This is a genomic window from Cedecea selenatireducens (genome assembly GCF_042138895.1).
Classification (GTDB): domain Bacteria; phylum Pseudomonadota; class Gammaproteobacteria; order Enterobacterales; family Enterobacteriaceae; genus Cedecea; species Cedecea selenatireducens.
Map to the genome: position 1 here is coordinate 86,439 of NZ_JBHIKW010000010.1, position 14,792 is coordinate 101,230.

A 14,792-nucleotide genomic window follows, 5' to 3' on the forward strand; every position below is an offset into this window, starting at 1 on the left:
GGGCAGCCTTCGGGCCGCCCAATGCATTACAGCAGGCCTTTATCGCGGAACGTCGCGGCGGTGGCTTCGTTCAGGTCATAGTTAGCCAGATCCTGCGGGCTGACCCACGCATACTGCTCAAACTCTTCGTTAATGGTTATCTCGCGGTTTTCGCTGACGCAGTCAAACATCAGGTAAATCATATACACCTGCTCTTTGCTGCCGTCGGCGTAGGTTTTCACCCGGACGTCATCGCGGAAGGTCCACGGTGCGATGTGCGAGATAATCAGCGCTTCGCCCAACTCCTCTCGGATCTCACGCCGCAGCCCTTCTACCATGGTTTCGCCCGGCTCAATGCCGCCGCCGGAAAGCGCCCACTGGCCGGGAAAAACACCGCGATCTTGCGGCATTTTGCACAGCAAATATTGGCCCTGATTCTGGATAATCGGGCAGGCAATCACTCTTTGTCGCATCGTCTTCTCCCTGAAAAATAAGCCGCCGTGTTATAGCACAGATAAGAAAAAGGGTCTGCACGTAGGCAGACCCTCAATGAACAACAACAATAAAAGGCTTTTAGAAGCGATACTGAATGCCGACGCCGTAGGTATAGCTGTCGTTACTCAGGCCAGCGGCATCGCCACCCTGAGACCAGGTTTCCCCGGTTTTATTATCACGGGTTTTTGTCGAGGCCTTCGCTTCGGCAAAACGCGTCCACGTTAATTCCGTATAGAGTCGGGTATTCGGCGTAACGTAATACCCGGCAGAAACGGTAGCGGCATAATAATTGGAATTATTGCCTTTTTCGCTAAAGCTCAGCTGACGCATATAATGCTCGTCATTATCTTGCGCATTCACCCACGGGCTGAATTTAAATTGCCCTGCTAAATCAAAGTCCTGATAGCGATAACTTCCGGTCAGCCCAACGTATGGCACGCTGAATTTCTGGCTATAACCAATCCCTGGTTTCCCGGCAGGGAATTCACCGACAAGCGCGCCGTTGAAATAATTGTATGAGCCGCCTCTGGCGGTCCAGCTGTATCGGGTTTCCTGGTAGCCGGTGACGATGCCGAGGTTATAAGCCGGTTCCTTTAACAGCCAGCCGGTCAGGTTAAGATCGAACTGATTGGCGTAATTCAGGCTGGTATCAGGGTGGGTGGATTTGTCGCTCCAGCGGCTTTGGCCAGGCGTTTGCCAGTCATAGTCGGACATGTGTGAGCCGCGTGAGGCGAAGGTTGTCCAGCCGTTTGCGTTGAGAGTGATATAGCGCTGAGCGTCCCAGCTAATACCGCCTTTAATAATAGGTGTATTTTTAATTTTCCATTTCAGTTCACTTAATTTACTGCCATCGTGTTGATTATAAACGAGCTCTTTAGATTCTCCGTTTAGAACACCGGTGGAAATATTGGTGGTTACTGCGTCGGGTGAAAAATTAAAGCTGGTTGAAGCGAGCAGCGCCGGGCTAAACAGCAATGCGGCGGCCGCAGGCAGGTATTTTTGCTTGTGCATGATGTATCGTTCTGTTTTCTATAACATTGGTTTGGTGTTGCAAAAAATAAACCTGTACGGACAGGTTAAAGGCCGTAAAGGGTTATTGTTGCGCGATAAATTATGTTGTTGAAAATTATTATTAGGTTGTCTTGCCAGGCAAAACGAAACGTATTTTATGGACTGTTACTTGGCAGGGGAAAGATTATTTTCTACTGGTGAATATTTGAGCGGTGAATCGTTTGATTTTAAAGAGAATTAAAATTGTAGCTTTTTGTTACAAGGATATATCATAACTAGTCATATGTATTTATTGAGAAAATTTAACTTAAGTCAGGTTGGGTCGGTTTAAATATGTAAGCGGGCTAATGATTATTTGGCGATGGAAGCCCGGCCGTTCGTAGCATACTCATTTCACTCTCTTTTTGACAATATGAGCACCATCAGCGGCAGGGCTTCGCTTTTGAATCTTTGCCTGCAGTGATTGAACCGTTGTTCACCCCCCTCAACAACCATCGCCTGCTGGCGACGGTTGATGCCAGGAACGAGACCGCAGCTGGCCTGCTGGAGAAGCTGGGTTTTCGTCGTGAAGCACACTTTCGCAAGAATATTTTCTTTAAAGACGAATGGGGGGATGAATATGCCTATGCGCTGTTACGCAGCGAATGGAAATAACGGGCTGCTTGCTTAGCGGGCCATTATTATTTTGTGACTTAACGTCGTGGTATAGCTGCAAAATTCAGTCAGAGGCGCGAAATATTCACTGGCCGTTACTTTATGATTTTGTGCGTTTTAATTTGGCGCCCAATGCGGCGTTTAGGTTTTGTTTAACCTTTAATTTACAGTATTACTATACTGGCTTCACTTCCCTTCAGGTATGAATTCACCGTCTTCCGGCGGCGTTATTCTACTCGTTTATCTAAAATAAAATGTTCCGGAAATTCATCTGTTAAATATATTGTCCGGATAATTGGCAAGGACATTGATATGTCAGATTTAAACATCTCTCTTGATACCGCGACCCTGACGCATCCGCTTTCTCAGTGGGGAAACACAGCCGCAGAATCCGTTGTTAGCGACCTGGAGCAGGGCAAAGTTATCTTTCTGCCGCAGCTGGCGTTCACGCTCACCGAACAGGAAAAGGTGCTGCTGAACCCGGCGGTGGTTGATCCGAAACGTAAGAACATCAGCTATCAGCCGCTGAAAGATAAGCTGACTGGCGTTGCGCTAGCAGAGCAGGAGCCACAAGTTCATGCGCTCCTGAAGCGCCATTACGAATCCTGTCGGCAGCTTATTGCCAGCCTTCTGCCGGAGTATCAGCAGGTGCTGCACACGCCGACCAATAGCCTGCGCCTGCACCCGGTTAAGCAGTGGACGCAGAACACCTCCTGGCGAAAGGACGACAGCCGCCTGCACGTGGACGCCTTCCCGTCCCGCCCTAACTACGGCGAGCGCATTCTGCGTATCTTCACCAACATTAATCCGGGCGAAGAAAGCCGTAGCTGGCGCGTGGGCGAAGCCTTCCCGACGCTGGCCGAGCGTTTCCTGCCGCGTTTAAAAAGCTATTCCCCGGTGAGCAGCTGGCTGCAAAACGCCGTTGGCATTACTAAAAGTCGCCGCAGCCATTACGACCACCTGATGCTGCAGATGCACGACGCCATGAAGGCCGATGCGGATTATCAGAAGCAGGGGCCGCAGGTCGCCATCGACTTCCCGCCGGGCAGCAGCTGGATCTGTTTCTCCGACCAGACGCCTCACGCCGCAATGGGCGGGCAGTTTATGCTGGAACAGACGTTCTTGCTGCCGGTGGATGCGATGCAAAACCCGCAGCTGTCACCGCTGAAGGTATTGGAAGGGTTGCTGCGTAAACCGCTGGTTTAGTCATAATGACCGCGTGTAAAAAGCCGCTTGGGCGGCTTTTTTATTGGCATCATCCGTACGCCGGACAAGCACTGTCTGCGTTGACAAAAAGAATGGGTCAAAATAGCAATAGATATACCGTCACAGGCAATAGATTCGCTTCGAAAAAAGATGGCATTAGCGTTCGCGGTAAAATTTAAATAGGAATTACCTGTAAGTGACATGGCTCATTACTACCATTGATATTTATCAATACTCTACCGCAAATGATCGGTGAGACATCATCTGTGAAATAGCTTTTATGCTTTTTTAAATGAATTATTTGTTAAGTCCGGCGATTGTTTTGCATCCAGACAAATTTTTTCATTTTTGATTTTGAGCACTGAATCATGCCTTTTTCTTCTAACTTCAGTAACCAGTTTCTGGCTATGTATATTGAAACATTGCAATTATTGGAGATCTCTCTTGTCGTGACCTCGCCATTATTAACAATTGTGTCATAAATTTCTTTCATCAGTTTTACAGAGCAAGGGCGACTGATATGCTCGTCCGTTTCGGTACTACGGAATCTTTCCATCTGAGTGAACCTGTCTTAAAGTACAGGGTGATTTTATCACAAGATACTATATGTGAAATTATAATTATAAGTACTGCGTAATATTTTCTGTTTTTATATCAGACCTAAATTTATGGTGATAAAATATTCGGTTGTGCCCACGGTTTTATTAACTCTTTTATAGGATTGTTGGTACATATCTGAAACGCAGTTAACATTCATGAAAAATAGAGTCAGATTATTCCGTAAGGTGGCGTTTGCAAGAGGGTGTAGGTCAGTAACGGCAACGTATCAACATTGAAAGTAAATACTTTACTGCCTGGAGCGGCATCTGGCTGGCGTAAGCTTTCGAGAGACGATGTATAATCCGTAAAAGAATAACTCTGAAATCTATTATTCCAGAGTAATATAATTGATAAGCTACAATGTGGCATACGAGGTTAAAAAAAATTAACGATTGCATACTGAAAGTTGAGTTCGCCCCGGTCGTAGTAAAACGCTTTAATGCTTACATCCTCCTGGGTCTCACTTGCAAGATAAACTCTTGCGATACCCTGTTCATCGGTAACCCGTGTTGTATGCGATAGTCTGGCGTGTCCATTGCACAGGAACGACAGCGTTAACCCACCCACCGGCGTATCGCCCTCTTTTACGCAAAAATCGATGCAGTTTATTTCATGAGTGCCGACACTGGCTCTTTCCTGAATGGGTGTGTAGCCGATGGATTGCATGTTTCATTACCTCATTTCTAGGGGCTTAGAAAAATTAAGCCGCTGTTACAAAATGCACTTTTGTTCTGGAAACAATATTGTCGTCGTCGGTGTATGCGCTGACGATAACAGGCTCTGCGACAGTGTTGTAAACATATAACGTAGCGGTACCTGAATCATCGGTAGTCAGGGTCCGTCTGGAGGGGTAGGCAGTGACGCTTTGCAAAACAATCGAGATCTCTTTTTTTTCATTTACATTATGAGCACTCTTTTTCGTCAGGATATAGAGTATCTCGCAGTAAGCTTTACCATCAGCATCCACCTTATCTCCGATGATATGGCTGGTTAAGGCATTAAGCTCATCTGCTTTAGAAAATGAAATTCCGTTGACGATGAGCATGTCTTTCTCACCATAGATCTCGACGGAGATAAAGAAATCACCCTCAGATCGGGCTGTACAGCTGACCACTGCCTTACCTTCGGCATCCGTTAACAGAAATCTGTCTGCCAGCGTCAAATTCGTGCTCGGCAAAAACTGCAGCAATTTCTCCCGAACCGGATTTCCGAGTGAATCCAAAACTTTAATGGATACCTTGTTTTGGCTGATGCCATCCGCGGCGGCGTTGTTTTCGATCAGAGTACTTTCTAAGTGATAAGAAGCTTCGACGTTGCTGAATACCAGGGTGTCAACAGCGCCCTGAAAAAGGCCATCAATGGCCGGAGAGGCGGAGATCATTACTTTCTCTGCCTCGGTATTGGTCACATTCAGGACAAAATTACCGCCTGCATCCGTCTGGCCAAACGCTGAAGATAATGCCGCGTGACCCGCTGAACTGACCGCTGAGAATTTAAGATACTCATCGGCGTAAGGCACACCGTTTCTCGTCAAATGATAAATAATAGTGTTTTCTTTTTTGCCATCCGCGACCGCATTGTTGTCCTGAACGGTCGACTTAAGAATGATGATATCGTCCATCTTAAAGTCCTGTATTTTCGCTATTGGGAACCGATAATGAGTTTTAAAAAGGCCACGGCGGGTTTTAAGCCGCGGCCTCGCTCTCGAGAAAAATTAATTAACGCCTAAATCAATAATGATCAGGGTGTAGGTCAGTGAAGAATAATCCCCAATCTGATAGTAAACATTTGTCGCGGTATCAACCCCGCCGTGGGTACATTTTGCAATAGCACCGTCGTAGTTAAAGTCATTAAACTTCGCATAGTGCGGGTCAGAAATAATCTGGCACGACTGCGATGTTTTGATGATGTTATAACCGTCCTGGCACATCTGTTTTTTAACATCGCCCGCTTCTTTGGTGCTGAGCATAAATTGATAAGAGTGGCCGGTAATAAAGTCATACTGACTGCTGGTAAACATATCAAGGCTGCAGAAAGTGTCACTGGTGATCGTGCCAGAGGTGACCGAAACAGGTTTTCTGAAGTTAACGACGGTTTCCTCGCTGATATCCTCAATATCTGTTGTGGCTGTTACTGTTACGCTTTCAGCGACGGAGTTGTAGATTTTTAACGAGGCAAGCCCATTTGAATCTGTGATCAGTTTGTTTTCCGAGACAGTGACATTGCCGCTGTTCACTTTAATATAAATATTATGCCCTTCAGCGGCATCCAGAGAGTTGGCTTTGGTCAGGCTGTACTGAATCTGGCAATAATCACCTTTCCCCTCAGTGGCCTCGGCATTATCTCTGACGACAATACCGATTAAATCCTTAATATATTCCGGTTTTGCAAAAGAGATTCCTTCAACAATACAGTTGGTATCACTGTTTGGGTAGAGCAGTGCTTCGATACTGTAATCGCCCGCCGGCACGAGGGCGGTACAGGAGACGGTGACTTCACCGTTTAAATCTGTCTCATGGTACTGGCCGTCAGGCAGAGAAAGATTATGGCTTGCAATGCAGTTTAGTACCTTATGCATTGCCGGTGCGCCCGTTTTGGTGTCCGTGACCTTAAACAGCACGGCATTGGTGCTGGTACCATCGGCGGAGGCGTTATTCGACACAATAGAGCCGACGATAGTATAAGGAGAAACAACGGCTTCGAAGATGAGTTCAACCGGTTTGGCTTTTACGCCAATTAATACCGCCTCTGCTTCAACGGTCACCGTCTCTGCAAATGCGTTGGTAATATTGATAGATGCAGTGCCGAAGTCATCGGTCATGATGGTGGTTGGATCCGCCGTTGCACTGCCCGAGACGTTAACAAAAATGTACTGTCCGGCAACCGGGGCGGTGCCGTTTTTCAGAGAATAGACAACGACGATTTTATCCAGCCCATCAGCAGCGGCCGTGTTATCACCCAGCACGGTTGCCGTTAATGTTTCCTGCCCTTCCACAGCCTCTTCAAACACGCTTTCGATTTGGGTGGAAATAAAATCACCGTGGTAGCAAACGGCTTTAACCAGAATATGGCCCGCGACTTCACTTTTTAACTCGACGTTACAAATTCCGGCCTCATTCGTGATGGCTGAAATATCTTGTCTGCCGTTTGAAAATGTCGCGCCTTCAGCGGTAACAATAAAGTTTACAGAAATACCAGGGACTGGCGTTGCGTCATCGCGCAGCGTGGCGGTAATTGTATTGGTGTCGACATTATTAGCCGTTGCGACATCATTTGAATGAATATAAAAATTAGTAGCACGAACGTTAATTTCGCTCATTACCCGATCTCCAAATAATAAAATCAAAATACATGCCGGACTAGCCGGCATGTGGATAGCGTGGTTAAATTTCCCACTCGTTGATGGTTAGGCTGTAGTTATGACCGCCGGAATAATTATTATAATTTCGGAAGTAAGCCGTAGTACCTCCACGAACACAATAGAAAGTATTGTCACCGCTGAAATAGTGTGGTGAAGAGAACCCAGCCCCCATTGTAGGTTGGGTATTTGAATAATAAATACAGCTACTGCCATTGAATATATATTGATTGCTACAGCTGTTCTGAGACGCGGTTGTTACAAGGATAAACTGATACATCCGTCCAGGAGTGAAGTAGTAGCTGTCGGCAGGTATCAGTTCATGAATACCGTAACTACTGCTGCCGTGGTAACCGCTGAAGGTGACGCTATTTGGTTGACCTGGCTCGTCAGGGCCAAAGGTCACCGAAGTTCGGGTATTAATATTCTGATCTTTGGTATAAGCGCTGACCACGACTTCTTCTGCTTTGGTATTAAAAATCTTCACGGTGGCAATACCGGCGTAATCCGTGGTTAAGGTGCGGGCAGAGGCGTAAGCGGTCACGCTATTGAGCTCGATATCAATTTCCTGATTGGCGACAACATCCTGTGTTTTTTTGGTCAGGCGATACTGAATCTCGCAGGCGTCTTCCCCATCGGCGGTGGCATTATTTTTCAGTATTACGCTGGTTAACGCATCCAGTTGATCGGCCTTAACAAAGGTGATGTTGGCCACACGGTGCTCAACGTGTTCATCGTAAACTACAGCGGTTAAGCTGTAGACGCCTTCGATCAGGCTGGTGCAGCTGAGCGTCACGCTGCCGTTAGCATCGGTTTCAATGATGGAATCACGCAGGGATAAGTTGGTGCTTGGGATAAACTGCAGCAGCTTCTGTGGTACCGGGCTTCCAAGCGAATCTTTGAGCATGAATAAAATTTTATTCTCGCTCACACCGTCGGCCTGGGAACCATTGACCATGATCATCGAATCAAGCACGTATGTCGTGTCAACTTCAACGAAAGTGACTTGTGAAGCGACGGAAGGAAAACTGTCGGTTGCAGATTTCGCGGTCACCAGCGCCGATTCCGGAGTGGTATCCGTCACATCCAGAATAAAGCCGCCGTTGCTGTCTGTTTCACCAAAGGCAGTGGATAATTTTGCATTACCGGAAGTACTGATGACCGAGAAAGTAAGGAATTGATTGGGAACAGGTGCTGAGCCCTGCACTAGATGATAAACAATGCGGTTTGCTGTTTTACCGTCAGCCAGAGCGTTATTAGACTGAACCGTTGCGGTGAGTACCATGGTATCCACCTGGGTACCAAATTCACTTTCTACTTCTGCCATTTGAATTTCCTCTTCTACGGAACAAGTTCCCGAAACTTTAATTTTGCCTGCAACCTGGCTGTGCAGTTGCACCGTGCATTTTCCCAGGGCATCCGTTGTGGCCGTTATGGCCTTAGCATTGTTGCTAAATAATGCTCCCGGCTCTGTTACGCTAAATAAAATACTAATACCATATTGATGGTCTCCATCAGCAATTAGCGTTGCCGTAATATCATTGGTGTCAATGTCATTGGCAGCCGCACCTGTTGTGGAGGTTAAGGTGAAATTCACCACGGCAAATTTATCATTGGCCATGCGTTGGCTCCTGATTAATATCAATAGGTGATCGTATTCAGTACACGCTTATCTCTGAATAAACGTATTCATGAATAATTTAAATTAAAAATTACTAAATGAAAGACTGACCGTCTGGTTAACCTCCGTGCTTTGTGGCGAGGTAATAATGACCCCCGCGGCTGAAACTGCCGTATTGCTAAGAATATCTATTTGGGCAGAGCCGTCGGCGTGTAGGGAGATATCAACTGTTTCACCAATATTATGTCCGCTTACCTTTAGTGGGGCTGGAACAGCTATCCTTAACGTAGAAATAGCTCGTGCTGCTTTATCTTCAATAAAAATATAAATGCTGCAGGGTGATATACCGTCTGGCAATGCGCCAGTGGTATTAGCAATAGCATTCACAATGCCATTACCGAGTTGATAGTTTTCGTAATTTAAATGGCCGTTAATGACGTCATCGGGCGCATTCTCGTTGCTGATGGAGACGGCGACGTCGCCAAGCACAACAGATCTGACCCTGAAGCTATGTATGCCGGCAGCATCCATAGTAAATGTATAATTAGCGTTGCCGGTTTCTACAATGGTGGCTCCGGTCTGGCAGCTAACGTTAATTACATCTCCCGCGGGGGCCTGAATAAAGCCGTAGTTGCAAGGTGCCACGTTGATGGCGTTGTAATCATAAACCGGTGAGCCATGGGTACCCTTAAATTTGAAATCCGTGGTAATGCCTTCGGCCAGCAGCGCGCTTCCGGCAGTGGATAAATACTGGGATCCTGCCGTGGTTGTTACCATGTAGGTGGCATACAGCGTGCCTTCAGCCCCTACGGCATCGGCATAGGCGGCAGAAACGGTGATATTTTGGGCTCCGGTATTATCAACAATAAGCTCATAAGGCGAGTTGCTATCCGGGACTTCCGCACCTTGTTTATCTTCACCCCGCATAACGACGATAACGCGGTCACCAATGGCTATCGAGGGATAAGCGATCTCGATGACGATACCGCTATCGGAATGAATGTCACCCAGCTTAATTGTGCCATTACTGGCCTGAGGGAACGTAGGGGCCGGCAGCGTGCGCTCCGCGGACATATTAATGAACGCTATTTTGGCATATGAAACCCGATAAGGGGTGTTCGTGCTTTTTACCCGGTAATAGATCTCGATTTTGCCTGAGCTAATGGCCTCAGCAACATAGGATGAAAGCGTAAGATGGATGATGCCATGGGTAATGTCGGCAGAGGATACCCGATATTCAACGCGGCCATCCACATCGGGGACTGCTTCATTTTCGGTATTAAATCCGCGCCATATTAACGTAATGAGATCGCCAGCGGCCATATTGCTATAGGCATTAATGTAAATACGAATGCCGTCCGCGACATCATATTGGGTCAGCCAGCCGTTAAGGGCATCAGTGAAATGTGGATTTTCCAGGAATTCTACAACGTCGTTCAGCGTGACTTCTGCATCGAAAGAGAGGGCGTTTGTGCCGTCGGAGTTTCTGGTGATTCTGTAGAAGGCGATGGCTTTGGTGCTGCCTGGCAAAAAAATCTTTGATTCAGGAATTAGCGTTTTGAAGCCGGTAGTCAGCTCAGCAGAGACAACAGTATGAGTTTCGCTGACGCTAGCCTCCGGAATAATTTCATCTCCGGTATCGTAAACCAGGTAATTCAGCTCTACCCGATCTCCCGCCTCAATGCCCTGATAAGGCGGTACCTGAATCCGTGTGCCCTGGTTTAGCTTTACGCTGTCCAGAGAAACAGTGTCGTTAACCGCGTCAATAAATACCGGTTTTTCCAGCGTTCTGGCGCCGTCCCGGCTCACAATGGCCAGCGTTTTGGCCGAAGAGGTTGGATTATTTGATAAGTCGATTGCCGTATAACTTACGGTATAAATACCATCAGGAACGCTGGCTTCCGGGATATGAAATTCTATGTTCTGGCCTACATTTACATCACTGACCACTTCAGTGAGAGAAACCAGTTTCCCAAAGTCCAGAATAATAAGATCGCCAATGGCCATGTTGTTGTAGGGCGGGATAAACACATAAATATTGCCGCTGCCCAGGTCGTTATTGTCGATAATACCGTTGTCGTTCATTTGCGGCACCAGGGGTGCACGCAAGTCTCTGCTGATCCGCATTTTTTCCTCCCGGATAATCCGATGACCGGCAGCAGTGGTTGCCTGCCGGTCCCAGAGCGCTAAAACTTATTTGCGGCCTGGAGCAACAACGTCAACGTAGTAGGTTTGCTCGGCGGAGGCGTGAAGTTTGCCACCATCGGCGATCAGCATTTCATAAGAGATCTTAACTGTACCTTCACCCAGCACATACAGGAGTTTGCGCAGCGCGTCGGTGCCACCTTCATAGCTATCATCCAGCACAATGATGTCCTTCTCATCTGCCTCCGCATTAACTGGGAAGGAAAATACGCTGCTGGCTTCCGGGATCTCTTTTTTCCCGACGTAGGACTTCCAGTAAATATTGCAGATGGAGTTAGTCACACCTGCTTTATGGACAGCCAGATTCTTGTAGGTCCCACTGAGGCAGACTTCGACGCCAAAAGTCGCTACCGCGATGTTAATCATGCCTTCATTGGCGTCCGCTCGGGGAACCGTGACCGGCGGTAGGTCAACGATCGTCGAAGAAGCGCTGTCGCGTTTAACATTGACGGTTATAACCGGGGAGAAAGTCGAATTATTCGATGATTCAGTAATATAGTAACCTGTGTCATGTGCGCCGGTAGTCATAAAATCATCGGGAACCGATACAGCCAGGTTTTTGTCACCTTCGTTGTGCTCTGAATGCTTGATAACAGGATTATCGCTGAAATGGAATGAAACCACGTCTCCGGCAACGGGAGTATCCAGCGGGAGTACTGCGTAAACGCCTGCGGCGACATCTGCTTCTGTGATGGTATTATTAGCACCGCTGGCAATCGGGAAGCTATGGCTATGTAAAGTTGAAGCGACCATCAGGATCTCACGGACAGCAGGTTTTACGTCAGCAGGATCGGTGTCAATTTTTGTAGCAGTAATGGTGACGCCCTGCGGAGGGGTCTTGCCAAACTTCAGTTCGGCAAAGATTTCGCCGTCATAATTTGTCTCAAGCTCAATGATGTTCGAGGTACCACCCACCCAGGTGCTGGTACTATCCGTGGACTCAAGACGGACTATCACTTCGCGGGCTGGGGCTAAAGTGTCTTGATCGACAACCCGAGCAGAAACGTTGAAAGGAATATTTGACCAGGTATTACACCAAGACTTACTTTCTGTTGTGAGACCAACTAAATATGGCATTTCTTTTTTCCTTACCTAGGGATAAGTAACAAAAAGGACTCCCGAGCCATAAAAACTACCGGTTCTATTGGGCGTTCCCTTTAGTTCACTGGTTAATTCAATAATATTGACACCCTGCTGTCCCGATAATGTTTCACCCAGAGGTTCTCCATTATTCGTCGTCAATTCGGCGTGCATTCCATTATCAAGCGGTATTTTGTCATTACCCCTTAGCCTTAAAACATAGGGGATGTCATCGGTACACTCGACGTTAATATTTTTTGTTAACTCTTTCCCTGCGGCCATTTTTACCGTCAGCGGGCCGTAAGCAAATTCAATTTTATCTTGTGTCAGTGCGCAAAAATTATTTACCGGAGGTGTGCCAATACACTGAGTGGCGCCGGTTGATGGATAAACCCTCTGGTCCCATACTGAACCAAAAGTCTGGTTCACGGTGGCTATCGCGACACATTCATTACCGTTTGGGCCGCTGTCATGGTGGACTTTATAAGTCCCTGACTCACCGTTTTTCTCAATCCATTTTTGGCCAATACAGCTGAGCGTAACTATTGAGTTTGGGCAATCAGCGTTATTAACTTTAAGTTCGGTCTGATAGTCCATCGTGCCAGCTTCAATAGCACCGGTATCCGATTTATGCCGATGTATTATTCCTGTATATTTTAGTCTGGTGTCAGTATCCAGGCTGTCGTCAACCTCAATAACTGTCCAGTTTCCCGTATAAACGGCTTCTTCTGGCCCGATAAGTTCAACTTTGACATCCAGTACTACTGGCCATTTGAACGCGTAACTGACGTCTGGTACCAGGGAAAAAATAACTGACATACCCATGCCAATAAAAAATCTGCAAAAGTTTCGGCTGAATAAATTATACATAGACTATTTTTCTCTCCATGAAGGCTATATTTAAATGGCAGTCATGTAAGTCATCCGATGTGGATAACGTTACTGCTGAAATATTTTCTCTGCAAGTTTTACAAAGTGAAATCTGGGCGAAAATAATTGTACGCACAGTTATTTCGCGAATTAATAAAATGAATATTTTTGCGACATTAAAAGTCGTAATAAAATAATAAAACAGAGAAAATGACTGCCATTTTCGATTTTTTTTAGGTTTAACAATGTTTTTTTGATATCAATTCAGTTGATTCACGAAGTTTCATGAGGGGTCCGGCAGAGATCACATCGCTCGCCAGTTGAAATAGGAAAGCAAATCGACATTATTCTGTAACCCCAGCTTGCACATCGCTGAACGCTTATAGCTGCTCACCATTTTGGGGCCGATTTGCAAAATTTTGGCGATATCTGAGTACTTCATCCCTTCGCTGACTTTGGTGATGACATAAAGCTCCTTATCATTAAGCTTCTGATTTTTACATATTATTGAACATCCCGTTGAGCCGTCCATGATGTTTCTGTTAGCGCGCCCATTCTTGCCGCCAATGACCAGCCGGCGCAGGCTGGCATAAAGCTCCTGTACCGTATCTTCTAGCGTGATATAGGCCGAAATAGCAGGGCAGTGCAGGCGATTATCCAGCTGGTTTTTATTGGGATACACCAAAATCATTCTGCGCTGCGTCGCCTTCTGTCGGTACACGGGGTCATGCCGATAGCGGTCGCAGTTTATCGGCGGCAACCCGCACCATGACTCCCTGAATATGAGATCTGAATTCGCTTCATTGGTCAGCACAATGTCTTGAAGCATGCCTTCGCTATGAAGAATTTCAGTCAACAGCAGCAGGATGCCCTGTACCCAAACCTCATTTCTATCAGGTATGCTAATTCTGATGCCGTTAACTTTTCGTCGATTTCTTGCTTCCTCCAGACGTTCTGCATAGCGTTGGATCCCCGTTGTACTGAGGGCCATGCTTTTCTCTGGCCATAAAAAGCCCTGGCCTAAATCTGCGCCTGAAAGCACAGCAAGTTCGCGCATATCCTCGGTTTCAATGCCTTCGGCAACGATAACTGAGCCATGTGATCGCAAAGAAGACACCCAACCTATAAACGCCTTTAGCTCGGCTTTGGTGTCAGGCATAGCAGTGCGACATGTTTTAATACCCTTAAATTTCAAACCAATAGAATCTATGTCTGCGGTTAAATCCGGCGTAACATCGTCAAGGTAAACTGGCCATCCCGTTTTTTTCAGGCGACGTAATCCTTTGATAAAATTAAATCGGGATAAAACATCCAGATTTTTAATATTTTCAGGATCCTGGACCTCGATAACAAAGCCCCCGTCATGGGCTAAGGTGTTGAGTTGCTCAATAGAAAACTCGTCAGCAATCACCGCCACCGGTAAATTTAACCAGTATTGAGCAGGCCCGGTTTTTAGCGATCTGGATTTGGCCGCATGAAACTGACTAAAGAAAATCGCGAGACTTTGAGCGGGTGTTATTTCATTGAAAAATTTTTCTATATCAATAAGTTCAGGTGATAATCGGCTCAGGATTTCCCATGCGACAATTTCGTTTGTTTGCAATGAAACCAGCGGTTGAATTCTGAATTCAATTATCTTTTTGTAGATGCTGTCGTTATTTTTAGTCGTCAAAACATCCATCATGATTGACATGATCTGCCCTCCTATTGGCA

The 14,792-nt window shown here is 46.5% G+C and carries 12 protein-coding genes and 1 pseudogene; 2 read left to right on the top strand and 11 right to left on the bottom strand.

Annotated features, from left to right (window positions below; translation table 11 throughout):
* Positions 1 to 26 precede the first annotated feature (26 nt).
* Positions 27 to 452, bottom strand: coding sequence for a nucleoside triphosphatase NudI (gene nudI, locus ACE38U_RS16635; protein ID WP_375530162.1), 426 nt, complete (start codon positions 450 to 452; stop codon positions 27 to 29).
* A gap of 100 nt (positions 453 to 552) precedes the next feature.
* Positions 553 to 1,485, bottom strand: coding sequence for an omptin family outer membrane protease (locus tag ACE38U_RS16640; RefSeq protein WP_038477756.1), 933 nt, complete (start codon positions 1,483 to 1,485; stop codon positions 553 to 555).
* Positions 1,486 to 1,905: 420 nt separating this feature from the next.
* Here ACE38U_RS16640 and ACE38U_RS16645 point away from each other — a divergent pair.
* Both ACE38U_RS16645 and kdoO read left to right on the top strand, forming a co-directional pair.
* Positions 1,906 to 2,139 (top strand): annotated as a pseudogene (locus ACE38U_RS16645) (GNAT family N-acetyltransferase); the annotation flags it as partial.
* A gap of 312 nt (positions 2,140 to 2,451) precedes the next feature.
* Positions 2,452 to 3,345: a Kdo hydroxylase KdoO gene (kdoO, locus tag ACE38U_RS16650; RefSeq protein WP_375530163.1), complete on the top strand. Its 894-nt coding sequence runs from the start codon at positions 2,452 to 2,454 to the stop codon at positions 3,343 to 3,345.
* Positions 3,346 to 3,649: 304 nt separating this feature from the next.
* Here the strand turns inward: kdoO and ACE38U_RS16655 are convergent, their stop codons facing one another.
* From ACE38U_RS16655 to ACE38U_RS16695, 9 genes are all read right to left on the bottom strand, one after another.
* Positions 3,650 to 3,901, bottom strand: coding sequence for a FaeA/PapI family transcriptional regulator (locus tag ACE38U_RS16655; RefSeq protein ID WP_038477760.1), 252 nt, complete (start codon positions 3,899 to 3,901; stop codon positions 3,650 to 3,652).
* A gap of 419 nt (positions 3,902 to 4,320) precedes the next feature.
* Positions 4,321 to 4,611: an Ig-like domain-containing protein gene (locus tag ACE38U_RS16660; RefSeq protein WP_038477762.1), complete on the bottom strand. Its 291-nt coding sequence runs from the start codon at positions 4,609 to 4,611 to the stop codon at positions 4,321 to 4,323.
* A gap of 34 nt (positions 4,612 to 4,645) precedes the next feature.
* Complete coding sequence (locus tag ACE38U_RS16665) at positions 4,646 to 5,566, bottom strand: Ig-like domain-containing protein (RefSeq protein ID WP_038477765.1); 921 nt, start codon at positions 5,564 to 5,566, stop codon at positions 4,646 to 4,648.
* A gap of 93 nt (positions 5,567 to 5,659) precedes the next feature.
* Positions 5,660 to 7,264, bottom strand: coding sequence for an Ig-like domain-containing protein (locus tag ACE38U_RS16670; protein ID WP_038477769.1), 1,605 nt, complete (start codon positions 7,262 to 7,264; stop codon positions 5,660 to 5,662).
* A gap of 64 nt (positions 7,265 to 7,328) precedes the next feature.
* Positions 7,329 to 8,924, bottom strand: coding sequence for an Ig-like domain-containing protein (locus tag ACE38U_RS16675; RefSeq protein ID WP_038477772.1), 1,596 nt, complete (start codon positions 8,922 to 8,924; stop codon positions 7,329 to 7,331).
* An 84-nt stretch (positions 8,925 to 9,008) separates the two neighbouring features.
* Positions 9,009 to 11,009, bottom strand: a complete 2,001-nt coding sequence (locus tag ACE38U_RS16680; protein ID WP_375530164.1) for a hypothetical protein — start codon at positions 11,007 to 11,009, stop codon at positions 9,009 to 9,011.
* Positions 11,010 to 11,117: 108 nt separating this feature from the next.
* Positions 11,118 to 12,206: a hypothetical protein gene (locus ACE38U_RS16685; RefSeq protein ID WP_375530165.1), complete on the bottom strand. Its 1,089-nt coding sequence runs from the start codon at positions 12,204 to 12,206 to the stop codon at positions 11,118 to 11,120.
* Positions 12,207 to 12,221: 15 nt separating this feature from the next.
* A complete protein-coding gene (locus ACE38U_RS16690) occupies positions 12,222 to 13,079 on the bottom strand; it encodes an MrpH family fimbial adhesin (protein WP_375530166.1) in 858 nt (285 codons plus the stop codon).
* Positions 13,080 to 13,383: 304 nt separating this feature from the next.
* The gene (locus tag ACE38U_RS16695; protein ID WP_176982488.1) at positions 13,384 to 14,772 is read right to left on the bottom strand and encodes an EAL domain-containing protein; all 1,389 of its coding nucleotides are present in this window, start codon (positions 14,770 to 14,772) and stop codon (positions 13,384 to 13,386) included.
* Between the last annotated feature and the right edge of the window lie 20 nt (positions 14,773 to 14,792).

Bases quoted from the DNA above. Each gene is read 5' to 3' on its own strand.
- ACE38U_RS16680 (WP_375530164.1), bottom strand. From the start codon at position 11,009: ATGAACGACAACGGTATTATCGACAATAACGACCTGGGCAGCGGCAAT.
- ACE38U_RS16670 (WP_038477769.1), bottom strand. From the start codon at position 7,264: ATGAGCGAAATTAACGTTCGTGCTACTAATTTTTATATTCATTCAAAT.
- ACE38U_RS16665 (WP_038477765.1), bottom strand. From the start codon at position 5,566: ATGGACGATATCATCATTCTTAAGTCGACCGTTCAGGACAACAATGCG.
- kdoO (WP_375530163.1), top strand. From the start codon at position 2,452: ATGTCAGATTTAAACATCTCTCTTGATACCGCGACCCTGACGCATCCG.
- ACE38U_RS16690 (WP_375530166.1), bottom strand. From the start codon at position 13,079: ATGTATAATTTATTCAGCCGAAACTTTTGCAGATTTTTTATTGGCATG.
- ACE38U_RS16675 (WP_038477772.1), bottom strand. From the start codon at position 8,924: ATGGCCAATGATAAATTTGCCGTGGTGAATTTCACCTTAACCTCCACA.
- nudI (WP_375530162.1), bottom strand. From the start codon at position 452: ATGCGACAAAGAGTGATTGCCTGCCCGATTATCCAGAATCAGGGCCAA.
- ACE38U_RS16655 (WP_038477760.1), bottom strand. From the start codon at position 3,901: ATGGAAAGATTCCGTAGTACCGAAACGGACGAGCATATCAGTCGCCCT.
- ACE38U_RS16640 (WP_038477756.1), bottom strand. From the start codon at position 1,485: ATGCACAAGCAAAAATACCTGCCTGCGGCCGCCGCATTGCTGTTTAGC.
- ACE38U_RS16695 (WP_176982488.1), bottom strand. From the start codon at position 14,772: ATGTCAATCATGATGGATGTTTTGACGACTAAAAATAACGACAGCATC.
- ACE38U_RS16660 (WP_038477762.1), bottom strand. From the start codon at position 4,611: ATGCAATCCATCGGCTACACACCCATTCAGGAAAGAGCCAGTGTCGGC.
- ACE38U_RS16685 (WP_375530165.1), bottom strand. From the start codon at position 12,206: ATGCCATATTTAGTTGGTCTCACAACAGAAAGTAAGTCTTGGTGTAAT.